Origin of the sequence: Actinokineospora diospyrosa (assembly GCF_024171925.1) — a bacterium.
Classification (GTDB): Bacteria; Actinomycetota; Actinomycetes; order Mycobacteriales; family Pseudonocardiaceae; genus Actinokineospora; species Actinokineospora diospyrosa.
On the sequence record NZ_JAMTCO010000005.1, the window covers coordinates 168,075 to 194,842 of the forward strand.

At 70.2% G+C, this 26,768-nt stretch carries 25 protein-coding genes and 1 pseudogene; 16 read left to right on the forward strand and 10 right to left on the reverse strand.

Going from position 1 to position 26,768, the window contains the following annotated elements; translation table 11 throughout:
- Positions 1-12: 12 nt before the first annotated feature.
- From LV75_RS10165 to LV75_RS10175, 3 genes are all read left to right on the forward strand, one after another.
- The gene (locus LV75_RS10165) at positions 13-1,392 is read left to right on the forward strand and encodes a lactate utilization protein B (protein WP_253886889.1); all 1,380 of its coding nucleotides are present in this window, start codon (positions 13-15) and stop codon (positions 1,390-1,392) included.
- Positions 1,379-2,014 carry a LutC/YkgG family protein gene (locus tag LV75_RS10170; protein ID WP_253886570.1) on the forward strand — a complete coding sequence of 212 codons (636 nt, stop codon included), beginning with the start codon at positions 1,379-1,381 and terminating at the stop codon, positions 2,012-2,014. The genes LV75_RS10165 and LV75_RS10170 overlap by 14 nt, the downstream gene beginning before the upstream one ends.
- 233 nt (positions 2,015-2,247) lie before the next feature.
- Complete coding sequence (locus tag LV75_RS10175; protein WP_253886571.1) at positions 2,248-4,158, forward strand: Calx-beta domain-containing protein; 1,911 nt, start codon at positions 2,248-2,250, stop codon at positions 4,156-4,158.
- Positions 4,159-4,213: 55 nt separating this feature from the next.
- Here LV75_RS10175 and LV75_RS10180 read toward each other — a convergent pair whose 3' ends face one another.
- The 3 genes from LV75_RS10180 to LV75_RS10190 form a co-directional block, all read right to left on the reverse strand.
- Positions 4,214-4,417: a cold-shock protein gene (locus LV75_RS10180; protein WP_092783594.1), complete on the reverse strand. Its 204-nt coding sequence runs from the start codon at positions 4,415-4,417 to the stop codon at positions 4,214-4,216.
- Positions 4,418-4,601: 184 nt separating this feature from the next.
- Positions 4,602-4,991 carry a hypothetical protein gene (locus LV75_RS10185; protein WP_253886572.1) on the reverse strand — a complete coding sequence of 130 codons (390 nt, stop codon included), beginning with the start codon at positions 4,989-4,991 and terminating at the stop codon, positions 4,602-4,604.
- A 30-nt stretch (positions 4,992-5,021) separates the two neighbouring features.
- On the reverse strand, positions 5,022-5,585 hold the full coding sequence (locus LV75_RS10190) for a TetR/AcrR family transcriptional regulator (protein ID WP_253886573.1): 564 nt from the start codon (positions 5,583-5,585) through the stop codon (positions 5,022-5,024).
- A 49-nt stretch (positions 5,586-5,634) separates the two neighbouring features.
- On the opposite strand from LV75_RS10190, the gene LV75_RS10195 reads away from it, so the two are divergent.
- From LV75_RS10195 to serB, 6 genes are all read left to right on the forward strand, one after another.
- Entirely contained in the window at positions 5,635-6,705 is a 1,071-nt protein-coding gene (locus LV75_RS10195) for an FAD-dependent monooxygenase (RefSeq protein ID WP_253886574.1), read from the forward strand.
- An 83-nt stretch (positions 6,706-6,788) separates the two neighbouring features.
- Positions 6,789-7,430: a M50 family metallopeptidase gene (locus LV75_RS10200; RefSeq protein WP_253886890.1), complete on the forward strand. Its 642-nt coding sequence runs from the start codon at positions 6,789-6,791 to the stop codon at positions 7,428-7,430.
- Positions 7,431-7,546: 116 nt separating this feature from the next.
- Positions 7,547-8,170, forward strand: a complete 624-nt coding sequence (locus LV75_RS10205) for a TetR/AcrR family transcriptional regulator (protein ID WP_253886575.1) — start codon at positions 7,547-7,549, stop codon at positions 8,168-8,170.
- Positions 8,171-8,236: 66 nt separating this feature from the next.
- Positions 8,237-9,478, forward strand: coding sequence for an aldehyde dehydrogenase family protein (locus tag LV75_RS10210; RefSeq protein ID WP_253886576.1), 1,242 nt, complete (start codon positions 8,237-8,239; stop codon positions 9,476-9,478).
- Positions 9,479-9,620: 142 nt separating this feature from the next.
- On the forward strand, positions 9,621-11,396 hold the full coding sequence (ctaD, locus tag LV75_RS10215) for an aa3-type cytochrome oxidase subunit I (RefSeq protein ID WP_253886577.1): 1,776 nt from the start codon (positions 9,621-9,623) through the stop codon (positions 11,394-11,396).
- Positions 11,397-11,768: 372 nt separating this feature from the next.
- On the forward strand, positions 11,769-12,998 hold the full coding sequence (gene serB, locus LV75_RS10220) for a phosphoserine phosphatase SerB (RefSeq protein WP_253886578.1): 1,230 nt from the start codon (positions 11,769-11,771) through the stop codon (positions 12,996-12,998).
- Between the two features lie 12 nt (positions 12,999-13,010).
- On the opposite strand, the gene LV75_RS10225 is transcribed toward serB, so the two are convergent.
- The gene (locus LV75_RS10225) at positions 13,011-13,904 is read right to left on the reverse strand and encodes a LysR family transcriptional regulator (RefSeq protein ID WP_253886579.1); all 894 of its coding nucleotides are present in this window, start codon (positions 13,902-13,904) and stop codon (positions 13,011-13,013) included.
- A 69-nt stretch (positions 13,905-13,973) separates the two neighbouring features.
- Between LV75_RS10225 and LV75_RS10230 the strand changes: the two genes are divergently transcribed.
- Together LV75_RS10230 and LV75_RS10235 are read left to right on the forward strand one after the other, a co-directional pair.
- The gene (locus LV75_RS10230; protein WP_253886580.1) at positions 13,974-14,879 is read left to right on the forward strand and encodes an EamA family transporter; all 906 of its coding nucleotides are present in this window, start codon (positions 13,974-13,976) and stop codon (positions 14,877-14,879) included.
- A gap of 39 nt (positions 14,880-14,918) precedes the next feature.
- Positions 14,919-15,692, forward strand: coding sequence for a peptidyl-tRNA hydrolase (locus tag LV75_RS10235; protein ID WP_253886581.1), 774 nt, complete (start codon positions 14,919-14,921; stop codon positions 15,690-15,692).
- A 24-nt stretch (positions 15,693-15,716) separates the two neighbouring features.
- Here the strand turns inward: LV75_RS10235 and LV75_RS10240 are convergent, their stop codons facing one another.
- A complete protein-coding gene (locus LV75_RS10240) occupies positions 15,717-16,052 on the reverse strand; it encodes a hypothetical protein (RefSeq protein ID WP_372504162.1) in 336 nt (111 codons plus the stop codon).
- Positions 16,053-16,145: 93 nt separating this feature from the next.
- Entirely contained in the window at positions 16,146-18,170 is a 2,025-nt protein-coding gene (locus tag LV75_RS10245; protein ID WP_253886582.1) for an ATP-dependent DNA helicase, read from the reverse strand.
- Between the two features lie 182 nt (positions 18,171-18,352).
- Here LV75_RS10245 and LV75_RS10250 point away from each other — a divergent pair, with 182 nt between their 5' ends.
- Positions 18,353-19,033, forward strand: a complete 681-nt coding sequence (locus tag LV75_RS10250) for a choice-of-anchor P family protein (RefSeq protein WP_253886583.1) — start codon at positions 18,353-18,355, stop codon at positions 19,031-19,033.
- 166 nt (positions 19,034-19,199) lie between these two features.
- Positions 19,200-19,409, forward strand: coding sequence for a hypothetical protein (locus LV75_RS10255; RefSeq protein ID WP_253886584.1), 210 nt, complete (start codon positions 19,200-19,202; stop codon positions 19,407-19,409).
- 1,045 nt (positions 19,410-20,454) lie between these two features.
- Here the strand turns inward: LV75_RS10255 and LV75_RS10260 are convergent.
- Together LV75_RS10260 and xrtP are read right to left on the reverse strand one after the other, a co-directional pair.
- On the reverse strand, positions 20,455-21,825 hold the full coding sequence (locus LV75_RS10260) for an XrtP-associated glycosyltransferase (protein ID WP_486303609.1): 1,371 nt from the start codon (positions 21,823-21,825) through the stop codon (positions 20,455-20,457).
- A complete protein-coding gene (gene xrtP, locus LV75_RS10265) occupies positions 21,822-22,343 on the reverse strand; it encodes an exosortase P (protein ID WP_253886585.1) in 522 nt (173 codons plus the stop codon). The genes LV75_RS10260 and xrtP overlap by 4 nt, the downstream gene beginning before the upstream one ends.
- Before the next feature lie 298 nt (positions 22,344-22,641).
- Between xrtP and LV75_RS10270 the strand changes: the two genes are divergently transcribed.
- From LV75_RS10270 to wecB, 3 genes and pseudogenes are all read left to right on the forward strand, one after another.
- Positions 22,642-23,370 (forward strand): choice-of-anchor protein CoaP, encoded by a 729-nt coding sequence (locus LV75_RS10270; RefSeq protein WP_253886586.1) that lies wholly within the window; start codon positions 22,642-22,644, stop codon positions 23,368-23,370.
- Positions 23,371-23,384: 14 nt separating this feature from the next.
- A complete protein-coding gene (locus LV75_RS10275) occupies positions 23,385-23,546 on the forward strand; it encodes an LAXTG motif-containing small protein (RefSeq protein ID WP_204450784.1) in 162 nt (53 codons plus the stop codon).
- A gap of 75 nt (positions 23,547-23,621) precedes the next feature.
- A pseudogene (gene wecB / locus LV75_RS10280) lies at positions 23,622-24,764 on the forward strand (non-hydrolyzing UDP-N-acetylglucosamine 2-epimerase); the annotation flags it as partial.
- Here the strand turns inward: wecB and LV75_RS10285 are convergent.
- Complete coding sequence (locus LV75_RS10285) at positions 24,740-25,321, reverse strand: isochorismatase family protein (RefSeq protein WP_253886587.1); 582 nt, start codon at positions 25,319-25,321, stop codon at positions 24,740-24,742. The pseudogene wecB and the gene LV75_RS10285 sit on opposite strands and share 25 nt — an antisense overlap.
- On the reverse strand, positions 25,321-26,640 hold the full coding sequence (locus LV75_RS10290; protein ID WP_253886588.1) for a nicotinate phosphoribosyltransferase: 1,320 nt from the start codon (positions 26,638-26,640) through the stop codon (positions 25,321-25,323). The genes LV75_RS10285 and LV75_RS10290 overlap by 1 nt, the downstream gene beginning before the upstream one ends.
- Positions 26,641-26,768: the final 128 nt, after the last annotated feature.

Sequence of the window (26,768 nt, forward strand, 5' to 3'; positions counted from 1 at the left end):
ACCTGGCTGGGGATGCCGCCGTTCCCCGAGGCCGCCCGCGAAGCGTTGGCCGACACCCAGTTGCGGGCGAACCTGCGCGCCGCGACCGCCACCATCCGGGCGAAGCGGGCCGCGGTCGTGGCCGAGCGGGCGGACTGGGAGCAGTTGCGCGAGGCGGGTCGGGCGATCAAGGACCGGGCGTTGCGCGACCTCGACACGCACCTGCTGCGGCTGGAGGAGCGCGTGATCGCGGCGGGAGGCACCGTGCACTGGGCGCGCGACGCCGCCGAGGCGAACCGGATCGTGATCGGGCTGGTGGACGCGGCCGGGGCCGATGAGGTCGTCAAGGTCAAGTCCATGGCGACGCAGGAGATCGAGCTCAACGAGGCGCTCGCCGCCGCCGGGATCACCGCGGTGGAGACCGACCTCGCCGAGCTGATCGTCCAATTGGGACACGACAGGCCGTCGCACATCCTGGTGCCCGCCATCCACCGCAACCGCGCCCAGATCCGCGACCTGTTCCGCCGCGAGATGCCCGGCGCGGACCCCGAGCTGACCGACGACCCGGTCGAGCTCGCCTCGGCCGCCCGCGCGCACCTGCGGCGCAAGTTCCTCACCGCCCGGGTCGCGGTGTCCGGCGCGAACTTCGCGGTGGCCGAGACCGGGTCGCTGGTGGTCGTGGAGTCCGAGGGCAACGGGCGGATGTGCCTGACCCTGCCGGAGGTCCTGATCAGCGTGGTCGGCATCGAGAAGGTCGTCCCGACCGAGGCGGACCTGGAGGTGCTGCTGCAACTGCTCCCGCGCTCGGCCACCGGCGAGCGCATGAACCCCTACACCTCGCTCTGGCGCGGCACCACCCCCGGCGACGGTCCCCGCGAGTTCCACCTGGTGCTGCTCGACAACGGCCGCACCACCGCCCTCGCCGACGAGATCGGCCGCGACGCGCTGCGCTGCATCCGCTGCTCCGCCTGCCTCAACGTCTGCCCCGTCTACGAGCGCACCGGCGGCCACGCCTACGGGTCGGTGTACCCGGGCCCCATCGGTGCCATCCTGACCCCGCAGCTGCGCGGCCCCGACCCGGTCGCCGACAGCCTCCCGTACGCCTCGACGCTGTGCGGGGCCTGCTTCGACGCCTGCCCTGTGAAGATCGACATCCCGCGGGCGCTGGTGCACCTGCGGACCAAGGTCGCGCACGGGGCGGGGGAGCGGGCCGCGATGGGGGTGGCCGCGTGGACCATGGCCGGTCCGCGCAGATTCGCTCTAGGCCGCCGACTCGCCGCGATAGGCGTCCGGTTGGCCAGGCTCCCGGGTCCGTGGCGCAAGTGGACGGAGGCGCGGGATCTGCCGGTGCCATCGGGGGAGACGTTCCGGGAGTGGTGGGCGAACAGGGAGGGTCCCAGTGGACGCCCGTGAAGAGGTGCTGGCGAGGATCCGCGCCGCGCTCGGTCCGCGTCGTGAGCGGGTCGAGGTGCCGCGCGACTACCACCGGCAGCCACCGGAGGGCACCGACGTGGTGGCCCTGTTCGCCGAGCGGGTCGCGGACTACCGGGCCGACGTCCGCCGCGTCACCGCGGCCTGCGGTGTTGCGGACGAGGTGGGACGGGTGGTGCGGGAGCTGGGGATCCGCTCCCTCGTGGTCCCGGTCGGCTTCCCCGACGCGTACCTGTCCGGTGTGGACGGCGACGGGGCGGGTGGGCGGGACCACGTCGAGCTCCGCCGCGACGATCCGCCGCTGAGCACGGCGCAGCTCGACGACAGCGACGCGGTGATCACCGAGTGCGCCGCGGCCGTGGCCGAGACCGGGACGCTGGTCCTGGGCCGCGACCAGGGTCGGCGGGCGCTCACCCTCGTCCCCGACCGGCACATCTGCGTCGTGCGGGCCGAGCGGGTCGTCGGCACCGTGCCCCAGCTCCCCGCCGTGCCGCCGCCCGCCACCTGGGTCAGCGGGCCGTCGGCGACCAGCGACATCGAACTCCACCGGGTGGAAGGTGTGCACGGGCCGCGCACCCTGGTGGTGCTCGTCGTGGGTTGCTGAGCCCCTGACGTGACTGCGCGTCGCACTGTCCACAGTGGTGCAGCCCGCTCGCTCGACGGGGCGGTCCACAATCGACCAGGTATGTACTGGGTGTGGGCCAGTGCGGCCGTTGAGTCACCCGATGGCCTGTGGGGTGATACCCGGAATGGTGGTCTGACCGTCTACCCATTGGCGGGCTGCCTGCGCCGCGCCCACGATCGGATGGGGGAAACCGCCATCCGATAGGAGGACCTGTGCGCCTACTGCGAAACCCGGTCGGGAAACCGCTCGCGCTCGTGCTCGCCATCACCGCCGCCACAGCCGGACTCGCCGTCCCGGCGACGGCGGCGCCACCGGGTGTCGTGCCCTCCACAGTGGACGTCGTGCTCACCCCGGGCGGGTCGACGACCATCACCAAGGCCGTGACCACCCCGACGATCCCCTTCAACCCCGACGTGGTGTTCCTCGCCGACACCACCGGCAGCATGGGCGCGGCCATCGCCAACGTGCGCTCCAACATCGGCAGCATCACCGGCACCGTGCTCGCCGAGCAGCCGACCGCCCGCTTCGGCGTCGCGGAGTTCAAGGACATGAAGGACGCCGTCCCGTTCAAGGTCAACCAGCAGCTCACCGCGGACGTGGCGGCCGTGCAGGCCGGGACGACCCAGTGGGTCGCCGGTGGCGGCCTAGACTTCCCCGAGGACCAGATCAACGCGCTGTACCGGCTGGCCAACGGCGCCATCAGCTTCCGGGCCAGCAGCACCCGGGTGATCGCCATGTTCGGCGACGCGCCGTCGCACGACCCCAGCGGCGGCTACACCCTCGACGACGCCATCGCCGCGCTGCAGGCCGCCCGGGTCCGGGTGATCGCGGTGAACTCCTCCGGCCTCGACAGCAAGAAGCAGGCCACCGCGCTGGTCAACGCCACCGGCGGCGCCCTCATCAACAACGTCTCCTCGGCGGGCGTGCCGCAGGCGCTGCTCGACGGCCTGCGCGGCATCAAGGTGACCGTCAGCCCGACCGTCACCTCCTGCGCCCCGGAGCTGTCGGTCAGCACCACCCCGATCGGCAGCGCCACGGTCGCGGGCGGCCAGGTCGCCAGCTTCACCGAGACCATCACGGTCAGCCCCAGCGCGGGCCCGGGCAACTACACCTGCGTGGTCGACTACCTGGTCGACGGCGTCTCGCTCGGCTACACCCAGACCAGCACCATCCGGGTGCTCGGCCTGTCGATCAACGACGTCACGGTTCAGGAGCCGACGCTGCTCAACGTCGGGTCGGCGGTCTTCACGGTGACCCTGAACGCGGCCTCGACCGCGCCGGTCACGGTCAACTACGCGACCGCCGCGGGCACCGCCACGACCGCCGACTTCACCCCGGTCAGCGGCACGCTCACCTTCGCGCCGGGGGAGACCACGAAGACGATCGCGGTGCCGGTCCTGCCCGATCTGCTCGACGAACCGACCGAGACCTTCCAAGTCGTGCTGTCCGCGGCGACCGGCGCCGGGATCGTCAAGGCCACCGGGACGGCCACCATCGCCGACGCCAACCGCAACGGCAGCTACTCCTGCCAGGCGACCGCGGCCAAGCTGGTCATCCTCAACGCCGTCGGCGTGACGGCCGCGCTGGCCAACTCGGCCAACGACCCGTGCGCGGAGGAGACGAAGACGCTGATCAACGCCAGCCTGCCCAACGGCATCCTGACCGTGATCACCGGCGACGTCGACGCGACGACCGACCTCATCCCGGACAACCAGCAGTCCGCACCCGCCGCGGGTGACGGGGCGCGCTCGACGGCCAACGTCAGCAGCACCACGATCAGCCTGCTCGGCGTGGCGAACATCCAGGTCGGGGCGGTGACCGCCACCGCGGGCTTCACCTGCACCGCGGGCGCGGGCGGCGTGCTCAGCCCGGTCTTCAGCGCCTCGTCGAACGTGGCGTCGCTGCGGGTCAACGGGCTCACCGTCGCCGTCGGCAGCGGCACCCTGGTGATCCCGCTGGTCGTCGGTCAGCTGCGGATCAACGCGACCACGACGGTCAACGGCGAGTACACCCGCCAGGCGTTCGCCCTGGACACCGCGCTCGGCACGGTCGTGCTCGGCGAGGCCAAGGTCGGCGTGAAGGGCACGGCGCTCAACAGCACCGGCAACCCCTGCGTCGCCTGACGCGCGAGGGCCCCGCTCCGGTGATCCGGAGCGGGGCCCGTTCGGTCGTGATCGCTCAGACCGCGGTCACGCCGGTGGCTTGCGGGCCCTTGGAGCCCTGACCGACCTCGTAGCGCACCTTCTGGTTCTCCTCCAGCGTCCGGAAACCGGCCGTCTGAATCTCCGAGTAGTGCACGAACACGTCGGCGCCGCCGTCGTCGGGGGCGATGAATCCGTACCCCTTCTCCGAGTTGAACCACTTGACGGTGCCCTGGGCCATGCTTATCTCCTAGCCGTCCTGCTGGAGGGTGACCGCTGGTGCGGACATCCCGGCCGCGCCCACCCCGCCGCTGTGACAACCGCGGACACCCCGGTGGGGCCCCGGTGTGTCACCGGCGCGATGCGGGCGACCACAGCCAGTCAACCACAACAGACCGACAACGGGGAGCAACCAAACGCCGCGATCACCTACCCCGGCCCGGTTTCCCCGCGGCCAGCGCCGAGAGCGCGCACAGCCCGGCCCACGCCCCGGCCACGACCGCCGAGTTGCGCCGCGCCTCGGCGTCGGGCAGCCCGGTCCCGAACCCCACCGCGTCCGCCACGTCGGCGGTCACCCGCACCGCGATCGCCGTGCGCAGCGGGGTCCCGGCGGGCGCGACCGCCATGGCCAGCCCGGTCGCCAGGTCCCGCACCCCGATGCTCCTGGTCAGCACCGCCACCCCGCGCGCGGGTTCACCGGTCGAGGTCACCAGCCCGGTCGGTCGCGCCATCAGGGCGGGCCGCACCGCCACCGCGGCCCCGTACAGGGCGGTCGCGATCCCCAGCGCCCGCGGGATCCAGCTCAGGTTCGCCATGGCGGGGAGGCTACCGACGAGGAGCGCCGGTCACCGCTCGAGAACGCCCCGCAGTGCCTCGGCGAACGACTCCCGGAAGGCATCGGCGTCCAACGGCGTCGCGCCCGCCCCGGCGATGCGGTCGAAGATCATGCCGTCGAGGAAGGCGACTAGGGCGCGGCCTTGTCGTTGCGGGTCTGAGGCGCCTGCGGCGGCGAGCAGGTCCGCCGCCAAGACCCTGTAGCGCTCGCCGACGGCTACTAGAGCCTCTCGCAGCTCCGGGCGCCTCGTCGCCTCTAGAGACAGTTCGTACCTGGCCACCATCCGGTCCCGGTTGACCGTCACTGACCGCTCCGCCATGCCCGCCATAAGCGCGGCCAGGTGCTCGGGGGAGATCCGCTCTGGGACCGGAGTGACCGGGGCGAGCTCATCTGCGTCCAGGTCGGCCAACCGCTCGACCGTTGCTGCCAACAGGGCGTGACGCGTGCGGAAGTAGTAGGAGCAAGAGCCCTCCGGCAGGCATGCCTCCCGGTCCACAGCGCGGTGGGTCAGCCCTCTGAGGCCCTCGCGGGCGAGTGTGGCGATCGCCGCATCGGTGATCTCGTTCCGTCGCACTCTACAAGTGTAGAGTGCTCTACAGATGTAGAGGACTTGTGGAGGGGACATGCGGACAGCGGCGGTGGTGGGCGGCGGGATCGCGGGCCTGGCGACGGCGATCGGCCTGGCCGAGCGGGGGTGGCGCCCGGTGGTGTTCGAACAGGCGGCGGGGTTCGCCGAGGTCGGGGCCGGGATCTCGCTGTGGCGCAACGCGCTGCGGGCCCTGGACGCGATCGGTGTCGGTTCGCAGGTTCGTGCCAGGGGGTCCAGTCCGGGCAGTGGTGGGCTGCGGGACAAGAACGGTCGCTGGTTGGCGCGGAGTTCGGCTGCGGACCTGGCGATGGTCCACCGCGCGGACCTGCTGGACGTCCTGCTCAGCGCGGTCCCACCTGGCGTCCTGCGACCCGGTACCCCGGTTCACGACCTGGCGATCGTCGACGGCAAGCCGGTCGTCAACGGCGAGCGGTTCGACCTGCTCATAGGCGCTGACGGCCTCCGCAGCACTGTCCGTGCCACCTTCTGGCCGGACGCCGAACCGCCCCGCCCTACCGGGCACACCGCATGGCGCATGGTCCTACCGGCGCGAGGCGTCTCTGCCAGCGAGACCTGGGGAGACCGCCAAGTCTTCGGCATCTTCCCGATGAGCAACGACCGGGTCTATGCCTATGCCGCTGCGGTAGTCCCGCCGAACACCGTCTTCCCTAACGGCGACCTAGCCGAACTCCGCGAGCGCTTCGGTGACTGGCATGACCCAATCCCGGACCTCGTCAACCGTGCCGAAGGCGTACTAAGGCACGACCTCTACTACCTGCCTGAATTGTCTACCTACATACGAGGCCCAGTCGCTCTTGTCGGCGACGCTGCTCACGCCATGACCCCCAACATGGGCCAAGGTGGCTGCCAGGCGCTAGAGGACGCGGTGACGCTGGCAGCCCTAGCGGATGATTTACCCCGCTACGACGCCCTGCGCAGGCCCCGTTCGCAGTCCATCGCCCGCCGCTCCCTCAGCACCGGCAAGCTCGTCCACAGCGGAGCTCCGTGGCGCAACACCCTGGTCCGCCTGCTCCCGGCGGGCCTGCTCACCCGCGCCGTCGAACGGACACTTGACTGGTACCCGCCGGTCACGCCCCTCGGTTGAGGGAAGATCGGGGGGTGCACCCAGCCGCGACCAACGACCTCTGGCAGCAGATCTTCGGCGACCAGTGGGAACCACCGAACACGATGGTGCTGGTCACCGCCGGTATCGCCCTGGTGCTCGTCCTGGTCAACGCCTTCTGGCGGCCCGCCCGCAACGTGATCACCATCGTGCACGAGGCGGGCCACGCCCTGATCGCCGTACTGGCGGGCCGCCGCCTGGCCGGGATCCGGCTGCACTCCGACACCTCCGGCGTCACGGTCTCCCGAGGCAAACCAGAGGGCCCCGGGATGGTCTGCACCGCCCTGGCTGGCTACGTCGCGCCGTCCCTGCTCGGCCTGGCCTTCGCCGCCCTGCTGGGCACCGACCGCGTCACCGCCGTACTGGTGATCTGCGCGGTCCTGCTGTTCGCCGTCCTCATCATGATCCGCAACGTCTACGGCATCTTCTCGATAGTGGCCACCGGCGCGGTCCTGTTCGCCGTCTCCTGGCTGGCCACCGACGAAATCCAAGGCGCCTTCGCCTACCTGATCGCCTGGTTCCTGCTCCTGGGTGGCCTGCGCCCCGTTTTCGAACTCCAAACCAAACGCCGCCGAGGCCAGGCCCGGGACTCGGACGCCGATGTGCTCGCCCGCCTCACCGGAGCACCCGGCTTCTTCTGGGTGGGCACCTTCGCCATGGTCAACTCCGGTTCCGTGCTCCTGGCCGCGGGCTGGCTCCTGCTCTAGAGCCACTACCGGTCCCTCTGCTCCGACCACTCAAGCCCACGCCGAGGCGCCCATCGAATCCTCCCCACCCCTTCCCCCGTTGTGCTCCCTGAGACCCCCACCGAAAGGTCGACACCATGACCGAGGCACAAGGGCGGCCCCAGCGACGCACCCAACGCGAACGCCGTGAAGCCACCGTCGGCAAACTCGTCGACGCGACCATCGCCGCCATCTCCGAGGTCGGCTACGCGAAGGCCTCCGTCCAGGAGATCTGCGGTCGGGCCGGTGTCTCCCACGGCGGTCTGTTCCGCCACTTCGAGACCCGCCTCGACCTCATCGTCACCGTGGCCGAGGCGGTCGGGCGCCGCCAGATCGAGAACTTCCTGGCCCGCGTGCACCCCTTCTTCACCGAAGGCAGCGACTTCCTCGAGGTCCTGCGCGCCATCCGTGAGGCGTCCCGGTCGCCGCTCAACATGGTGTGGTTCGAGTTGCTGCTCGCCGCGCGCACCGATGACGAGTTGCGGGCCCGGCTCGCGCCGACCATCGAGTCCTACTCCAAGGACATCTACCTGACCGCGCTGCGCATCCCGGCGATCGCCGCCCAGCCGGACGAGATCCGGCAGGTCGCGGTGTTCACCGGGCTGCACATGTTCGACGGGGAGACCTTCGTCAACGCCGTGTACCCGCGGCCGGACCTCGACGAGAAGCGGCTGCGGTTCGTCGCGGCGTTCTACTCCTCGACCGTGCGACCCGGCGGTTAGCGCAGGTCGCCTGGGGCCATGCGGCAGACTGCACGCCTAGCTCCACCCCAGGCGAAAGGATCGACCGTGACCGACCAGCCCACCATCGGCGAGCTCGTCTCCGCGTGCGCGACCAGGGCGTTCGCCGCGGCGCCGGCGTTGGCAGGCGCGGATGACGAGACGATCGACAACGCCATCGCGGAGATGGCCGCGCGGCTGTCCTCCGCCCGTGCCAGGGTGCTGGCCGCCAACGCCGAGGACGTCGCGGCCGCCGAGGCATCCGGTATGAGCGGCGGTCTCCTCGACCGGCTGCGCATCACCGACCAGCGGCTCACCGAGATGGCCGAGCAGTTGCGCCTGCTCGCGTCGGTGTCGCACCCGCAGCGCTCCCGCCAGGTCGGGACCCTCGAAGGCGGCCTCAAGCTCGTCGAGCTGCGCCGCCCTGTTGGCGTTATCGGTGCCAACTACGAGGCCCGCCCCAACGTCACCGTTGACGTTGCCTCCCAGTTGGTGAAGTCCCGCAACGGGGGCGTCCTGCGCACCGGTTCCGCTGCCTTGCGCTCCGCGACCACCCTCATCGAGCACGTCGTTGCCCCTGCCTTGTCCGACGCGGGTCTCGACCCCGATGCCATCCAGCTCGTCCCCAGCCCGGACCGTGAAGCTGCCGGTGCGCTGGTAGACCTACCGCACCTCGTTCCCCTCGTGATCCTGCGCGGCAGCGGCGAGAGCACCCGTGAACTCGGCCGCCGCGCCGCTGCTTCCGGTGTGCGCACGCTTGCGCACGCCGACGGCGGGGGAGTCCTCTATTACGACACCAAGGCAGACCCGACCGTCGCCGAGGACCTCATCACCCGCAGCCTCGACCGGCTCGGCGTCTGCAACCGGCTCAACCTGCTGCTGGTCCACCGCGACGTCTACGACTCCGCGCTGCCCGGCATCCAGGCCGCCCTGGCCGCGGCCGGGGTCACCGCCTCGCTGCCGCCGCACGACCACGCGATCGGGTACGAGTGGGCGCTGGACGCCGACCGCGAGGCCACGGTCACCATCGCCCAGGTCGACGACCTCCAGCACGCCGCGCGCGTCGCCAACACCGAGACCTCCGGGCTCGCCGCGGGCATCGTCACCGCGGACCGGGCCCGCGCCGACGAGTTCATCGCCGCGTACACCGGAACGGGTGTCTTCTGGAACGCCCCGACCCGCCTGCTGGACGGTTTCAAGCTGCTCGGCGTGCCGGAGACCGGGATCAACATCGACCGCGTCCCCGGCCCCCGCGGCCCGGTCACCTTCACCGACCTGACCTTGCGCCAGTACGCCGTGCTGCCGGTGTGAGCTGGGCAACTGCTGATCGACAGTTGTCCACAGCACACCGTCCCCACCCGAGCCCGGGCCCACCGCCGGGGCTACGATCCCCCCAACGGGCCGTTCTGCCGGTCCGCCCGAGGACGCCCACCACCAGCAGCAGGAGGCAGGAGTGACGGCAGTAGCCCCGCAGCCGATCGCCACGCGGCCCTACCCGGCGCGCGAGACGGCCAAGGGTTCGTACCTGCTGCGGCTGTTCCGCACCACGGACCACAAGCAAATCGGCATCATGTACCTGGTCACCTCGTTCGCCTTCTTCATGGTGGGCGGCGCGATGGCCATGCTGATCCGGTCCGAGCTCGCCGTTCCCGGCCAGCAGTTCCTGTCGCAGGAGCAGTACAACCAGCTGTTCACCATGCACGGCACGATCATGCTGCTGCTGTACGCGACGCCGATCCTGTTCGGGTTCGCCAACTTCGTGCTGCCGCTGCAGATCGGCTCGCCGGACGTGGCGTTCCCCCGGTTGAACGCGTTCTCGTACTGGCTGTACCTCTTCGGCGGCATCATCGTCATGTTCGGGTTCCTCACCCCGGGCGGCGCCGCGGACTTCGGCTGGTTCGCCTACACCCCGCTGTCGGACAAGATCCACTCGCCCGGCGTCGGCGCCGACCTGTGGATCACCGGTCTCGCGGTCGGTGGTCTCGGCACCATCCTCGGCGCGGTCAACATGCTGACCACCATCGTCTGCCTGCGCGCCCCCGGCATGACCATGTTCCGGATGCCGATCTTCACCTGGAACATCCTGATCACCAGCGTGCTGGTCCTGCTGGCGTTCCCGATCCTCACCGCGGCCCTGTTCGGCCTGCTCGCGGATCGGCAGATCGGCGCGCACGTGTTCGACCCGGCCAACGGTGGCGTCATCCTCTGGCAGCACCTGTTCTGGTTCTTCGGCCATCCCGAGGTCTACATCGTCGCGTTGCCCTTCTTCGGCATCGTCTCGGAGATCTTCCCGGTCTTCAGCCGCAAGCCCCTCTTCGGCTACCGCGGCCTGGTTTACGCCACCTTGGGCATCGCGGCCCTGTCGGTCACCGTGTGGGCGCACCACATGTACGCCACCGGCGCTGTGCTGCTGCCGTTCTTCTCCTTCATGACCTTCCTCATCGCGGTGCCGACCGGCGTGAAGTTCTTCAACTGGATCGGCACGATGTGGAAGGGGCAGCTGACCTTCGAGACCCCGATGCTGTTCAGCGTCGGCTTCCTGGTCACGTTCCTCTTCGGCGGTCTCACCGGCGTGCTGCTCGCCGCCCCGGCGATCGACTTCCACGTGTCGGACACGTACTTCGTCGTCGCGCACTTCCACTACGTGCTCTACGGCACGATCGTGTTCGCCACCTTCGCGGGCATCTACTTCTGGTTCCCGAAGATCACCGGCCGGTTCCTCGACGAGCCGCTGGGCAAGCTGCACTTCTGGACCACGTTCATCGGCTTCCACGGCACCTTCCTGGTGCAGCACTGGCTGGGCAACGAGGGCATGCCGCGCCGCTACGCCGACTACCTGCCGACCGACGGCTTCACCACGCTGAACATGATCTCCACGATCGGCGCGTACATCCTCGGCGCCTCGACGCTGCCGTTCATCTACAACGTGTTCAAGAGCTACCGCTACGGCGAGATCGTCACCGCCGACGACCCGTGGGGCTACGGCAACTCCCTGGAGTGGGCCACCAGCTCCCCGCCGCCGCGGCACAACTTCACCGAGTTGCCCCGGATCCGCTCCGAGCGGCCCGCGTTCGACCTGCACTACCCGCACATGCGGGAGGTGGCCGAGGCGGACAAGTACGTCGGGCTGATGGGTGGCCACGGCCACAAACCGGCCCCTTCCGAGGTGGTAGCGGAGAAGATGAACCCCGACGAGATCTCGAAGGGCGACCCCACGTTGCCCAATTGAGCCAACCGGGCCGCTGGGCGCTGACCGAGCGGAGCCGGTGGAAGGACTGAGACGGGTGGAGCCCAGGCGCGCGAGCTGCCTTCGCTCCACCCGTCTTCGCGTTTCCGGAAGATCCACTGTGGACTTCCCGGTCCGGTCGGCGGCAGTCGAAGGCGCCTGCCACGTGCGCCGACCAGGGCCAGTTCACCCGGTCCCCGCGCTGACGGCAGCCGACGACGCCTGCCGAGGGCGCACCACCCCCGCCGGGGACCGCAGGCACCGCACCCGCCGTGACCCGGCCGGGGGACGAGCCGCAGCCCGCACCACGCGCAGTCACCCATCAGCCGGACGCCGTGGCGGCGCCCGGCCAGTCGTCATGGGAGTCACCGGATCGTGTCCACCTCAGCTGGTCCCCGCCAGACCCCTGTCCTGATCACGGTCACCGGACCGGACAAGCCCGGGGTCTCCTCGGTGCTGTTCGCCGCGCTGACCAGGCACGGCGTCGACATCCTGGACGTCGAGCAGGTCGTCATCCGCGGCCAGTTGGTGCTCGGCGCCCTCGTCAGCACCGACCACGACCCCGAGGGCCTGCAGGAGTCCGTCGAGCAAGCCATGGCCACCGTGGCCATGCGGGTCGGCGTGGAGATCGGCGTCGACCCGCAGCCCGGCTCCGGCTCGACGCACGTGCTGGTGGTCCTCGGCCGCCCGGTCAGCGCCCGCGCGCTGGGCGAGGTGACCAGGAAGCTGGCCGCCATCGAGGTCAACATCGACACCATCCGCCGGGTCGCCGACTACCCGGTCACCGGCCTGGAACTGCGCGTCTCGGTCCCCGAGGACACCGACGCCGCCGACGCCGCGCTGCGCTCGGTCCTGGCCAGGCTCTCGGTCAAGGTCGGCCTGGACATCGCCGTGGAGCGCGACCTGCTCGCCCGCCGCGCCAAGCGCCTCATCGTCTTCGACGTCGACTCCACCCTGATCCAGGGCGAGGTCATCGAGATGCTGGCCGCCAAGGCCGGGTGCGAGGCCGAGGTCCGCGAGATCACCGAGGCCGCCATGCGCGGCGAGATCGACTTCACCGAGAGCCTGCACCGCCGCGTGGCCACCCTCGCGGGCCTGCCCGCCACCGTCCTCGCCGAGGTCGCCGCCGAGGTCCAACTGACCCCCGGTGCCCGCACCACCATCCGCACCCTAAAGCGCCTCGGCTACCGCTGCGGCGTCGTCTCCGGCGGCTTCACCGCGATCATCGACATCCTCGGCGCCGACCTGGAACTGGACTTCCAGGCCGCCAACGAACTGGAAGTGGTCGACGGCGTCCTGACCGGCCGCGTCGTCGGCGAGGTCATCGACCGCGAAGGCAAGTCACTAGCCCTCCGCCACTTCGCCGACGCCTTCCACATCCCCCTAGCCCAATGCGTAGCCGTCGGCGACGGCGCCAACGACATCGACATGCTGGCCACCGCGGGCCTGGGCATCGCCTTCAACGCCAAACCCGCCCTCCGCGAAGTAGCCGACACCGCCCTGTCACACCCCTACCTAGACGCCGTCCTCTTCGTCCTAGGCGTAACCCGCTCAGAAATCGAAGCCGCCGACCTAGCCGACGGCCTAGACCCAGAACGCGTCTAACCGAGGTTGAGTTCAGTCCTGTGAGGAACTTGGGCTCGGCGGTGGATCCTGCTGTCGAGATGCGGTCTCGCGGATGAAAGCCGCCAGTTCGGTGACTGCTGGATGGCTCGGCGGGTCGTTCCAGGCCAGGTGCAGCGGTAGTGCAGGAGCATCCGTCAGCGGCCTATAGACGACGCCGGGGAAGGGGTGGATTGTGGCTGTGGCGGCTGAGCTGACGCCTATTCCTTGGGCGGCGGCTATGGCTGCTAGCCAGTCGTCGGTGTTGTCTACCTCTAGGACTGTCGTGGGGCGGTGGGTGGTGTCCCAGAGGGCGATGGTGGTGGTGCCGGTGGTGGGGTTGACGATCACCGGGTGGCCTGCCAGGTCGGCGAGGGTGAGGGTGGGGTGTTCGGCCAGGGGGCTGTCGGCGGAGACGGCGGCTACGCGGGGTTCGTCATAGAGGTGGACACTGCGGACGCCGTTGCTGCGTACGGGATTGCGGACGAGGGCAGCGTCGACACGGCCGGAAGCGAGCCCGGCGGACCTATCGTCCATACGCAACAGTTCTAGGGGCATCTTGGGGTGGGCTCGTTGCCACAGCCGCATCACCGTCGCCGTGTGTTGACCCAAGGCAGACCAAGAGTGCCCCAAGCGAAGCGGCCAAGTGCCTGCCCTGGCCGGGTCTAGAGCCGCATCAACTGCTGCAACAGCGGTAGCTGCTCGAGCTCGGAAGTCCCGCCCGGCGTCAGTTAGTCGCAAGTGGTGCGTAGACCGGTCGACCAGTCGCACGCCCAAATGCGCCTCTAGCGCCTGCAACGTGCGCGACAACGCGGGCTGACCGGTGTGCAGCCGGGCCGCGGCGCGCGTGATGTTGCCTTCCTCGGCGATCACGAGGAAGGCCCGCAGGTGCCGCAACTCCACGGTCATGTCTGTAGAGCATAACCCCTGCTGAACTGGCATTTCACCCGCCGATCGAGCGGCCTTAGCGTCGTTGTCGTGACCAGTGAGCGAGGCGGGGACGCCGTGGGTGTGGGCATGGTGTTGGGGGCGTTGGTGGCCCAGATGATCGGTGCGGCCTTGGCCGCGCGCTTGTTCCCGCAGGCGGGGGCAGCGGGCATGGTCGCGCTGAGGCTCGGGCTGGGCGCCGTGTTGTTGTGCCTGGTGTGCAGGCCAAAAGTGCGCGGCTACAGCCGAGCGGACTGGCTCGTCGTCCTGGCGTTCGGTGCCGTACTCGCCTGCATGAACATGTGCTTCTACCAGGCGATCGCGCGCATCCCGCTCGGCGCCGCAGTCGCCCTTGAGGTGCTCGGCCCTCTTACGCTGTCAGTGGTCGCGGCGAAGCGAGCGAGTAGCTGGATGTGGGCCGCACTGGCCGCGGGCGGCGTCGCTCTCCTCGGCCGGGGTGGGTTCGACCGGCTAGACCCGATCGGAGTCGGCTTCGTGCTTGTCGCAGGCGTGCTCTGGGCCTGCTACATCCTGCTCGCCGCACGCTCCGGCAGCCGATTCCCCAAGGCCGACGGGCTCGCGCTTGCCCTCGCCGTCTCCGCCGCCTTCAGCCTGCCTATAGGACTGGCCGATGCGGGAGCCAGGTTGTTCAACCCGGTCGTCCTAGCCCTCGGTGTCGCCGTCGCCGTGCTCGCGTCAGTTCTGCCTTACACACTGGAACTCCTAGCGCTACGCAAGCTCACCCCGTCCACGTTCGCCGTCCTCACCAGCCTGGCACCGGCTCTTGCCGCCGCCGCGGGGTTCTTCCTGCTAGACCAGACCCTCGCGTTGACCGACATCGCCGCGATCGGGCTCGTGGTCGCCGCCTGCGCGGGCGCGGTGCGCACCGCCTCGCCGAAACCGGTTGTCCACAGGCCCCGCCTCGCGACCCCGGTTCCTGTCGGTGTGCCCGAGTAGGCTGGTGGCACAGGCTTCCACGATCACTGGGGAACTCCGTTGAACATCCTCGACCCCCTCGCCGCCCGGTACGCCACCTGGTTGCGCCTGCCCGCCGAGGCCACCAACGACACCGGCGACGAGGACCCGGCCCTGGTCCGCGCCATGCCGGTCGTCCTGCGCGTCGAGCGCGACCCCCAGCCCGCCCGCACCCCGCTGCTCGAAGCCGCCGCGGCCGCCGCCATCGCCGTCTGCCTCGACGACCGGGCGGCCACCCCGGACGGCCCGTGGCACGAGGACGTCGACACCTGGGTCCGCGGCCGGATCCGCAAGGTCGCCCGCCGCGCCAGGGGCGCGCACTGGGAGGCCGTGCAAGACCTGCCCGGCATCACCGTCTCCGTCGACGGTGCCGAGGCCCGCGCGCTCGTCCCCGGTCTGGTCGTCGAGTCGCCGAAAGTGTTGTCCCGCCTGCAGATCTCCGGCAGCGAACTACCCGAGGACACCCCGGGGCCGGTCCCAGCGGCCACCCCGGTCCTCTGGCTCAACCCGGACGTCGCGATGACCGTCGGCAAGGCTGCCGCCCAGGTCGGTCACGCGACGATGCTGCTCGCCGCCCTGCTGCACGCATCGGACCGCTCCGACGACCTCAAGTCCTGGTCCACCAACGACTTCCGCTGCGCCGTCCGCACCCCGACCACGGCCCGCTGGCGTGAACTGCATCCCGGGTCGGACCCGGACACAGCGTGGCGCGAGCACGGCACCACAGCGGTTCGCGACGCCGGGTTCACCGAGGTCGCCCCGGGCACCGTCACCGTCATCGCCCAGTGGCCGTAACCCACCCCGGGCGCCCGGTCACGCTCAGTCGCGCTGCCAGATGACGAACAGGCCGTCCTCGGTGGTGGTCATGGCCTCGATGAACGCGTCGTTGTCGAAGTTCGGCAGCGACTGCAGGCGCGCCATGAGGTCATCGGCCGACGGGTGCCCGGCAGGCACCGCGCAGCCACCGCCGCCGGTGCGCATGAGCAGGAAGAACACGTCTTCCTTCCACGGCCCCTCCGGGGTGGTGCGGATGGCGACCTCGGCCAGGTCGGTCCAGCTCACCGCCTCCTCGGTGCCGTCGGCCAGCGTTCTGCGCACGCCGTTGTCGTCCACCGTGATGCCGCCGTCGGGCATGGCAGAGCCGTCGCCGGGAATGACTGACACGCGTCCTCCGCTGGGAATCTGGAACTGCACTGGATCTCGACGAGCGCTCGGCATCTCGACCGGCGCCCCGCATCTGGACTGCACTCAGCTCGCCGCCGCCAGTCGGCGCAGCGCGGCCCGCACGACCTCGGGATCGGTCGTCGGCCAGAACGGGGGCAGCGACGCGCGCAGGAACCCACCGTAGCGGGCGGTGGCCAGCCGCGGGTCGAGCACCGCGACCACCCCCTTGTCGTCCATCGACCGCAGCAACCGGCCCGCGCCCTGGGCGAGCAGCAGCGCCGCGTGCGTGGCGGCGACCGTGAGGAACCCGTTGCCGCCCCTGGACTCCACCGCGCGTTGCCGCGCCGAGGCCAGCGGGTCGTCCGGGCGGGGGAACGGGATCCGGTCCATCACGACCAGCGTCAGCGACGGCCCCGGCACGTCCACCCCCTGCCACAGCGACAACGTGCCGAAAAGGCAGGTGGGCGGGTTTTCAGCGAACTTCTTGACCAGGAGCGCGGTCGAGTCGTCACCTTGGCACAAGATGTCCACGTCGACCTTGTCGCGCAGTTCGGCCGTGGCCTGCTTAGCGGCGCGCATGGACGAGAACAGCCCTAGCGTGCGGCCACCGGCAGCGGTAACCAGCTCGCGCAACTCCTCTAGGTACGCGGGCGGTAGCCCATCGCGTCCGGGAGGGGGTAGATGACGGGCGGTATAGAGGATGCCGGACCGTGGGTGGTCGAACGGGGAACCGACGTCCATACCGCTCCAGCGGATGTCGTCGGAGGGTTCCTTATCGCTCGCGGTTCCCTCTGCCTTGACGCCCACCCGCTGCTTGCCCGGCAGACCCCACTGCTTCGCCAAGGCGTCGAACGTGCCGCCGAGAGTTAGCGTCGCCGAGGTCAACACGGTGGTGTTCTCACCAAAGAGCTTCTCCCGCAAGAGCCCCGCCACGCCCAACGGCGCTACCCGCAGCGAAACCGGCCGGGGTCCAGCGGCGTTGATGTCTCCGCTCACCCACACGACATCGCGCAGTTTGGCATCCTCGGCGCCAAACGCCTCCAAGATGCGCACTGCGGTGTCGTGGACCTCCTCAAGCGCTGATAGCGCCAGCTTGCGCGAGGTGGCCGCCTCGGGGTCGTCTTTGCGATCCGGTCCGATCGCGATGACACAACCGTGCGCGGCGTCGCGGATCGCCTGCAAGGTGACCGCCACCGGCTCCGGCAGGTCGTCGACCCGGCCCGCGGGGGCCTCCGACAGGAGCATCGCCAGGCCCTCGCCTGCCTCGATCAGCCGGTCGGCGACCTCGTCGGTCACCAACTTCCCGGACCGCCGCGCGGCGATCGACACCGCCGTCGCCGACAGCTCGCCGGTCGCGACCGAGGTGACCCGGTCCACCAGGTCGTGCGCCTCGTCGATGATCACCACGTCGTGCTCGGGCAGCACCTGCGCGGTGCCGAGCGCGTCGATGGCCAGCAGCGCGTGGTTGGTGACCACCACATCGGCCTTGCCCGCCTCGGCCCGCGCCCGCTCGGCGAAGCAGTCGGTGCCGACCGGGCAGCGCGACACGCCGAGGCACTCGCGCGCCGACACCGACACCTGCCGCCACGACTGGTCCGACACGCCGGGCACCAGCTCGTCGCGGTCACCGAACTCGGTCTCGCTCGCCCACTCGCGCAGCCTGCCGACCTCGCGCCCGAGCCGCGACACCGCGAACGGGTCGAACAGCACCTGGTCGTCCGGCTCCTCGGCGGGCCCGTCCAGGCGGTGCAGGCACAGGTAGTTCCGCCTGCCCTTGAGGATCGCGAAGGTCGGGGTCCGCTTAAGCGGCTTGGTCAGTGCCTTAGCGAGCCGGGGCAGGTCGCGGTCGACCAGCTGACGTTGCAGCGCGATGGTGGCCGTGGAGATCACGACAGACTTACCGTTGGCGACCGCGTGTCGGATCGCGGGGACCAGGTAGGCCAAGGACTTGCCGGTACCGGTACCCGCCTGCACGGCGAGGTGGTCTCCGGTGCGGATGCTCGCGTGCACCGCCTCGGCCATCTCGACCTGGCCACTGCGCTCCGCCCCACCGACCGACTCGACCGCGGTGGCGAGCAGCTCGCGCAGCGAGGGCAGGGAGTCGGGCATGGCGGAGACGGTACCCGTGGGGCCCGTCAGTCCCGTTCCCAGTCCCACCCGGCCGCCGGTGTCCCCTGTCCGGGTGGCGGTCCGGTTCTCCCGGGTGACTCTGGCCGCCCGCGTGGCATCGGGCCCGCGCACGCGATCCACTCGGAACGAGAGGATCGTTCACTTCGCGGAGGGAGTTCGACATGTCACCGGTCAGGGCACTGCGCACTGGCGTGTTGGCGGCGGCGACCGGCCTGCTCGCGTTCACGGCACCAGCCGAGGCCAGCGTTCCCGCCGACAGCAGCGGCACGGTCGGTGCGGCGATGGCACTCGTCGGCACCGAGGCGATCGACATCGGCCCGCTCGCCCCGTGCGCCGCGGGTGGTCCGGGCATCGGCACGACGACCGGCCAGAGCTCGGACAAGGGCCTGGTCAGCTACGGCCTGGGCAGCAGCACGTGTTCCTACGACCCGGCCACCGGCTCGGCGTCGGCGACGGTCAACGGCCGCCAGTTCCAGCTCAACCGGGAGAACGTCGCGGGCGTCCCGGCGCTGAAGATCGCCACCTTCTCCGTCTCCTGCTCTACCAACGACGAGGGCGGCGTGACCAGCTCGGTGACCCTCGGCGGCGTCACCGGCCTGGAGATACCGGAGGAGATCCCCCCGAACCACACCATCCTGGTACCGGGCTTCTTCCCGGAGGACCCGCCGATCGCCAAGGTCGTGCTCAACGACGTCCTGGAGGCCGAAGCCCCGGACCGCTCGGTCACCGTCCACGCCGCCAAGATCTGGCTCTACCCGGACGCCGACCCGGCAGGCCCCCCGGCCCCCGGCAGCGGCTCGATCACCCTGGGGTCGGTGACGTGCAACCCAGCCCATGACTAACGGGCACCCGCTTTGCTAGTGTCTTCGCCATGACTGCCGGGTCGGCCACGCGCCGCACACAGAACGGGCGCCCGGCCCTGGCTTGATCACCCCGCGGGCCCGCGGCCCGCCCCCTCCGCCACAGGTTCTCGACGGAATCGCTTGTGGCGGGAGGAGGTGAGAAACAATGAGTTGGTCGAACTTCGAGTCCAAGCACAAGGTCGGCGACGTCATCGATGGCGTGGTCACCGGCACCGTGCCCTTCGGCTCCTGGGTCGAATACGCGGGCGTCACCGGTCTGGCCTACGAGCAGACCCTGCCCGTGGGCACCACCGTGACGGTCCGAATCCTGGCGATCGACCCGCAACGGGAGCGGTTCAGCTTGGAACAGGTGTGAGGTAGGCGCTGGTCCGGGGAAGGTGAGATTCCCCGGACCAGCGCTGCTCATTACAGCACGCCTCCCCACACCTCCCCCGAAACTCAAACCCATCAGGCGGCTTCCCCCTGCCCGCTCAGCCACGGCCAACCCCTCGGCTCCCTGCGCGGCCCCTGAACCCCCGGAAGCCGAGACGCCAATCCGGCCCCGTCAGACTGCCCACCTGCTCAGCCCCGCGCCCCTCGGACCCATCGGTGCCATCCCAGCTGCCGTCAGGTCCGCCCCAACCCACCTTCCCAGCACCTGGACAGTCGGAGTCGCTGGTGCCAGGCCGGCTCGATGGGGCGGACTTGTTTTGCGTGGGGGGACGACACCCGTAGCGTCGTCAGCGGCAGGGCCTGCTTTTGGGCCCCTGCTTTGCGGTTCTGCGTCGGGTGTTGTAAGGGCCCCGCGCAAAATAAGTTCGCCCCATCGAGCTGCACGCATTGTCGCGTTTCCCGCCGATGTTGCCGCCAGGCGACGAGGCGTTTCCCGGAGCCGAAGGCGGAGGCCCGAATCCCTTGCCCCGCACTCCCAACCACGGCCTACGCCAAGATCAACCTGATCGAAAGCCCCCAAATACACAGCCTACCGCGCAGCACCGACAACCGGGAGCGCCGAACAGCACCCTGTGGACAACCAGAACCGTTGTGGACAAACAACAACAAGCCCACAAGATCATCCGCCACAAGAGCCCCCAATGCACAGCCTATCGACACGGGCCGACAGAACGGGAGCAGCGAACGGCACCCTGTGGACAACCGAAACCGTTGTGGACAACCAAGCATCGCACGGCAACGGCAACCCTCAGGGTAAGATCAACTAATCGAGAAGCCCCGATATATAGCCTACCGAGCAACACCGACACAACGGCAGCCGCGAACAGTCGCCTGTGGACAGCCAGCCTCATTGTGGACAACCGCGGACAGTCAACCGCGAACGGCCGATCCCGCGGACAGTCAACCGCGCATGCAGTAAACCCGCAGGAAACCGCGCAGCAGGAAACCATCCCGCCTATAGGTACGCACTAGTGATCCAACGACACCACTCCACCCCCACCTTCCTCGTTCCGGCGCGTCTTGCTCCACCCGTTTTGCCCTCGGACCAACCGCGTCACCGCTCGCCACGACGTGATGTAGAACGTGTAGATGTACACCGCGTAAGCGAGGCCGTATGCCAGTGATCGCAACATTCCCTTGCCCGGCTCGCACCGGCGCCTATAGATCGGGCCCCAGATTACGAACGGCAGCAGTCCGAACGCGCCGTAGGTCAAGAACAGCAACCAGGCTCCGCCTGTGAACCACGACCACACCGCGTCGAAGTCTGTCACTGCCCGTGCTCCCAGTAGCAAGAACGGGATCGGGTAGATCAGCGTGCCCAGCAGCTGCATCCATGGCTGTGCCAGGTAGTACAACATCTCCGCCGCCCCCAAAGTCGACAAGTGGGTGGAGTCGAAGATTCGCCGCACGTAGCGGCCGCATTGCATGGTTCCTTGGCCCCAGCGGGTGCGTTGGGCTAGGAAGCGGCGCAGGCTGTACAGGGCTTCCTGGTCTACGTGCGTGTCCATGGTGAACCCGGTTTTCCAGCCCGCTGTCAGCAGGTGGACGCCGAGTTCGAAGTCCTCGAGGAGGGCTCCGCGCCAGGGGCCGAGGGCGTGGGTGATCGAGTCCAGGGCGGACAAGCGGGTGAATTGGCCGTTGCCGCCCATTGCGATGGTGCCGGTCTTGCCCCGGGACATCTGGATCGCGGCGATGGCGCTGCGGAACTCGAGGTCTTGCATGCGGACCATGGCCAGGCCGAACTTGCGGCCCCAGTACGACCCGCCGGGTGGGGGCGTGCCGCGGTTGCTCATCCGGACGTCGACCTGGACGGCGCCTACTTGGGGGTCGCCGAAGAGGTGGTCGGCGGCGCAGGTGGAGAGGCAGTTGGGGGCGGGGCGGCCGTCGGCGTCGACGACGATGATGATGGCTCGGTCGGTGTCGGCGTGTTTGCCCATCCAGCTCTTGAGGGCCCGGTAGGCGGAGTTCAGCGCGGCGCCCTTCCCGGTCCGGGCGTTGGGGAGCTTGCGGCAGACCAGGTGCAGCAGGCGGTCGCCGCCGTGGCGGGGGCCCTGCAGCGCGTGCACCTCGGCGACGGTGCCGTCGGTGGAGTCGTCGTCGATCACCCAGACGTGGGCGTGCGGGAAGGTGCCGCGCAGGTAGCGCACGGTCGCGCCGATGACGGCCTGCTCGTCGCGGCAGGGGACGAAGAAGTGCCACTCCAGGCGGTGCGGATCGCCGGGGGCGGCGCGGCGGTGCCGCAGGTAGGGGACCACGATCAGGCACACGTAGGTCATGAACGCGACGCTCATCGTCAGGGCGAGGGCCTGGGTGAAGCCGAGCAGCAGCGGGAGGTTCACCGCGTGGCCTGCCACACGAACAGGACCAGCGCGGCCGCGCCGCCGACGACGCTGACCATCGAGCCCAGGAACGTGTGGCCCCAGTAGTAGCCCTGGTCGGTGCCGAGCCAGTCGATCAGCCCGACCAGGGTCAGCACGCGCAGCTGGTTGACCGCGATCACCACCGCGCTCGCCACGGCGAGCGCCGCGAGCACCCGACCGGCGATGCGCCCGCGCAACGCGATCATCACCGCCGAGACCAGCAGCAGCGGCAGCACCAGGAACGCCGAGGTGCACTCCGGACTCATCCGCAACCCGAACGCGGTGCCGGATCCGAGTCCGAAGTAGACGGTCTGCCGCTCGGGGACCAGGTAGACCCCGGACGAGGTGATCATCCGCAGGATCCCGCTCGCCAGCGCCATCTCCGCGGTCCGGTACAGCCGGTTGCCGATCACCAGGGCCACCGCGAGCGCCACCAGGGGCACCGCGATGAGCTTGGTCGAGGATCGGGCCACCGGCAGCGAGTGGGCCTGAGCCACCGCTGCTCCCTTCACATGCCCAGCGCGCCGTTTACCCGACGCTTCGGGAATTCCATCGGCAACCCCACCACCAGGGCTACATCCGCGATCTGAGTGATAGTGATCCGGTAGCTGATCTACTCAGCGTCAGCGGAAATCCGAAACCGGGTCGTGATCCACACGATCGGGTTGCTTCGGGTCAGATGTGTGCTCTTTGCCGGGGGTGCCGGCGATACGCCCACCGCAAGCCCCGGTCCCCGCCGCACTTCCCCGTGCGGATCTCGTGGGCGGCGACTCTCGAATCCCTTGGAGGAAATGGATGTACAAGCGTTGGCTTCGCCGTGCCTGCGCGACGGGCGTGGTCGTCACGACCGCCCTGTTGGCGGGCGCAACCCCGGCGCTGGCCGCCCCCGGTGACGGGACGGCGTTCGTCGCCGTCGGCAGGCTCTCCCTGCTCGGCGCGGTGACCGACGTCGGTCCGCTCGCGCTCAGCAGCACCGGCGGGCCCGCCACCGCGCAGTTGGCCTCGGTCGACGCGCCCGGTGTGGCCACCGCGGGGGTGGCCTCCAGCGCCGCCTCCCGCGACGACGACACCGGTGTGGTGCACGCCGAGGCCAGTCTCGCCGATGTCGTGCTCGTGCTGTCCGGCTTGGGCACCATCGGCGCGATCAAGGTCTCCTGCGACGCCACCCAAGTCGGGGTCACCGGCACCACCGCGCTGACCGACGTGGCGATCACCGGCGCCACCCTCCCGCTCAACCCGGCCCCCAACACCGTTGTCGGCCTCCCCGGGATCGCCACCCTGACCCTCAACGAGCAGATCACCGACCCCGACGGCACCCTGAAAGTCGCGGGGGTCCACATGCGCCTCGAAGTGGCGGGCACCGGCGGTGATCTCTACCTCGGCGCCGCCGTGTGCGGCGTGGCGGCTCCGCCCATGCCGATGGCGTCCGGAGCGGGTCTGTGGGCCGGTGTCGGTCTCCTCGCACTGGTAGCCGTACCTGTTGGGGTTACGGCAATCCGGCGCCGTCGCGTCGACACGGCCTGAGCGGGGAGGCCACCATGTACCGAGCACCCACCGGGGGTGCCGTGGGCGGCAGCGCGGGTCTGGCCATGACGGGCGCCGACGTCGGCTGGTGGATCGCGCTGGGCGTCGCCCTGCTGATCACCGGATTCCTGCTGCTGCACGTCAACCGCCGCCGCGCCAGACGCGTGGCGGACTGATCCGAAGTGGATCCCGGGTGCGCCCACCCTCCCCACCGGTCCCGGGATCCACTTCTCCCACCCGAGGAACCCAGCATGCGCAACGAAGTCCTGATCCTGGTCGGCACCAGACCGGAGGCGGTCAAGGCGGCACCGGTCGCGCTCGCCGCGGCCGCCGACCCCGACCTCGCGCCGTACGTGGTCCACAGTGGACAACACCCCGGCATGGTCGAACAGGCCCTCACCCCGTTCGGCCTCGGCCCGGACGAGGTGATGGTCGTCGACCGCCCCGCGGGCGGGCAGGCCGAACTGCTCGGCGGTCTGCTGCCCCGGATCGACGCCATCCTCGCCCGCCGCAAGCCGGGTGTCCTCTTGGTCCAAGGCGACACCACTACGACCCTCGCGGGCGCTCTAGCCGCGTTCTGGCGCGGGATCCCCGTCGTGCACCTGGAAGCAGGCCTGCGCACCGGTGACCTCGCGGCCCCCTTCCCCGAAGAGGCCAACCGGCAGATGGTCGCCAGGATCGCCGCGCTGCATCTAGCGCCCACAGAGGACGCCGCGGCTGCTCTACGCGCGGAAGCCATCCCCGCGGCCGCGATCGAGGTGACTGGCAACACCGTCGTTGACGCTGTCCAACACATCGCCTCGGTAGACCTACCGGCCGCGAGCGCTCCTCTTGCTCGACTGGAACGCGACCTCGACCGCACCACCGGCAGGCTGGTGTTGGTCACCGTCCACCGCAGGGAATCCTGGGGCAGACCCCTGGCGGGCATCCTCGGCGCGGTGCGCACCCTCGCCGACCGGCACAGCGACGTCCGAGTCCTCTTGCCCGCCCACCCCAACCCCGAGGTGCGCGCGCAAGTCGCCACAGTGCTCGGCGGCCACCCCGGCATCGTCGTGACCGACCCGCTCGACTACCCGGACCTCATCCGCGCCCTGCGCCGCGCCGCGCTGGTCATCACCGACTCGGGCGGCATCCAAGAGGAGGCCCCCAGCTTCGGTGTCCCGGTCCTGGTCACCCGTGACGTCACCGAGCGCATGGAGGCCGTCCGCGCGGGCTGCGCCCGCCTGGTCGGCGCCGACCGCGGCAAGCTGCTCGGTGAGGCCGAGCGGATCCTCGTCACCGGCCAGCGCGTGCCCAACACCGCGAACCCCTTCGGCGACGGGCACGCCGCGGGCCGGGTCTGCGCGGCGTTGAGCAGGCTCCTCGCCGGTCAGCCGACCGCCGGCGTCCCGACGAGCGTGACGTCGGCGGCCCGCAAGCCCGCCAGCGCGGTCTCGACGGTGGCCGCTGCGACCCCGGCGGTCAGGTCGAGCAGGACCGTGGTCGCGAACCCCGCGGCCGCGGCGTCGATGGCCGTCGCCCGCACGCAGTGATCCGTCGCGATCCCCACGACGTCCACCCGGGTGACCCCGCGCTCGCGCAACCACTCGGCTAAGGACACCTCGCGGGGCCCGACACCCTCGAAGCCCGAGTACGCCGCCGCGTACGCCCCCTTGGAGAACACCGCCTCGATCGGCGCGACGTCCAGGGCGGGGTGGAACGAGGCACCCGAGGTGTCGACCACGCAGTGCACCGGCCAGCTGTCGACGTAGTCCGGGGTCTCGCTGAAGTGGGCGCCCGGATCGATGTGGAAGTCGCGGGTCGCCACGACGTGGTCGTAATTGGAGGAGGCGACGTGCGCGGAGATCGCGGCGGCGACGGCCGAGCCACCGGTGACGGCGAGCGAGCCGCCCTCGCAGAAGTCGTTCTGCACGTCGACCACGATTAACGCGGACTTGCCCAAGTCGGTCATCACTGCTCCAGGTACACGGTGGGGATGGCGGGTTCGCCCGCGGACAGCTTCAGGCCCTCCCAGGGGAGGCTGACCAGTCCCTTGCGCACCCGGTTCCGGCTGTCCTCCAGCGTGGGCAGGTCGGCCACCTGTTGTCCACCGCGCATCAGGGGGATCTGCAGCAGCCGGTCGTGCTCGCCGAGCTCGGGCGCGGGCCCGCCCGCCGGGTAGATGACCTCTTCCAGCGCGGTCCCGGTCGGCTTGTGCCTGCGCAGCGCCAGCTTCCGGCCGCCGCGCGACTCCTTGTGCGAGCTGCGCTTGGCCACCGGCCGCCCCTCGACCTCGACCAGCTTGTAGACCATCCCCGCGGTCGGCGCGCCGGAGCCGGTCACCACCGAGGTGCCCACCCCGTAGGCGTCCACCGGCTCGGCCCGCAGCGACGCGATCGCGTACTCGTCCAGATCGCCGGACACGACGATCCTGGTCTCGGTAGCGCCAAGAGCGTCGAGCTGCTCGCGCGCCTGCCTAGCGAGCACGCCCACGTCACCGGAGTCGATGCGGATCGCACCCAGCCCGGTCCCGGCGACCTCAACAGCGGTCGCGATGCCCTGGGTGATGTCGTAGGTGTCCACGAGCAGCGTCGTGTCCACCCCCAGCGCGGACACCTGCGCGGCGAACGCGGCGCGCTCGTCATCGTGCAGCAGCGTGAACGCGTGCGCGCAGGTCCCGGACGTCGGGATGCCGTAGGCGCTACCGGAGGCCAAGTTGGATGTCGTGGAGAACCCGGCAATGTAAGAGGCCCTGGCGGAGGCGATAGCGGCGACCTCGTGGGTGCGCCTAGAGCCCATCTCGATGATGGGTCGACCGTTCGCCGCGCCTGCCATCCGCGCCGCCGCCGACACGATGGCGCTGTCGTGGTTGAGGATCGACAGGACGACCGTCTCCAGGATGACGGCGTCGGCGAAGGTACCGGTCACGGTCAGCAGGGGGGAGCCGGGGAAGAACAGCTCGCCCTCGGGGTAGCCGTCCACGTCCCCGCCGAAGCGGTACTCGGCGAGCCACGCGAGGGTGGTGTCGTCCACGACCGAGTTGTCCCGCAGGTGCGCCAGCTCGGCCGCGCCGAACCGGAACGCGGTGATGGCCTCGACGACACGCGCGGTGCCGCCCACCACCCCGTAGCGGCGCCCGTCGGGCAACCGGCGGGTGAACACCTCGAACACGCACCCGCGGGCCGCGGTGCCGTCGGCGAGGGCCGCCGCCAGCATCGTCAGCTCGTAGTGGTCGGTCAACAGTCCGGTGCTGACCGGACCCAGTCCGCTAGCACCCACGCTCACACCCATGGCCAGAGCCTATGTCGTGTTTGCCGGGACCCCGTCCCCGGTTCGCCAGCCCGCTGGACGGGGGGTCGGAAACCGGCCCGGCACCACGATCGGTGATCGGATACTCCGATCGAATGAAGATCCGCCGG

Excerpts from the sequence above, each read along its gene's own strand:
- LV75_RS10275 (WP_204450784.1), top strand. The coding sequence starts at position 23,385 with ATGTACCGAGCACCCACCGGGGGTGCCGTGGGCGGCAGCGCGGGTCTG.
- LV75_RS10250 (WP_253886583.1), top strand. The coding sequence starts at position 18,353 with ATGTCACCGGTCAGGGCACTGCGCACTGGCGTGTTGGCGGCGGCGACC.
- LV75_RS10270 (WP_253886586.1), top strand. The coding sequence starts at position 22,642 with ATGTACAAGCGTTGGCTTCGCCGTGCCTGCGCGACGGGCGTGGTCGTC.
- LV75_RS10225 (WP_253886579.1), bottom strand. The coding sequence starts at position 13,904 with ATGACCGTGGAGTTGCGGCACCTGCGGGCCTTCCTCGTGATCGCCGAG.
- LV75_RS10200 (WP_253886890.1), top strand. The coding sequence starts at position 6,789 with ATGGTGCTGGTCACCGCCGGTATCGCCCTGGTGCTCGTCCTGGTCAAC.
- LV75_RS10165 (WP_253886889.1), top strand. The coding sequence starts at position 13 with ATGCCGCCGTTCCCCGAGGCCGCCCGCGAAGCGTTGGCCGACACCCAG.
- LV75_RS10195 (WP_253886574.1), top strand. The coding sequence starts at position 5,635 with ATGCGGACAGCGGCGGTGGTGGGCGGCGGGATCGCGGGCCTGGCGACG.
- LV75_RS10180 (WP_092783594.1), bottom strand. The coding sequence starts at position 4,417 with ATGGCCCAGGGCACCGTCAAGTGGTTCAACTCGGAGAAGGGGTACGGA.
- LV75_RS10255 (WP_253886584.1), top strand. The coding sequence starts at position 19,200 with ATGAGTTGGTCGAACTTCGAGTCCAAGCACAAGGTCGGCGACGTCATC.
- LV75_RS10285 (WP_253886587.1), bottom strand. The coding sequence starts at position 25,321 with ATGACCGACTTGGGCAAGTCCGCGTTAATCGTGGTCGACGTGCAGAAC.
- LV75_RS10205 (WP_253886575.1), top strand. The coding sequence starts at position 7,547 with ATGACCGAGGCACAAGGGCGGCCCCAGCGACGCACCCAACGCGAACGC.
- LV75_RS10290 (WP_253886588.1), bottom strand. The coding sequence starts at position 26,640 with ATGGGTGTGAGCGTGGGTGCTAGCGGACTGGGTCCGGTCAGCACCGGA.
- LV75_RS10245 (WP_253886582.1), bottom strand. The coding sequence starts at position 18,170 with ATGCCCGACTCCCTGCCCTCGCTGCGCGAGCTGCTCGCCACCGCGGTC.
- LV75_RS10185 (WP_253886572.1), bottom strand. The coding sequence starts at position 4,991 with ATGGCGAACCTGAGCTGGATCCCGCGGGCGCTGGGGATCGCGACCGCC.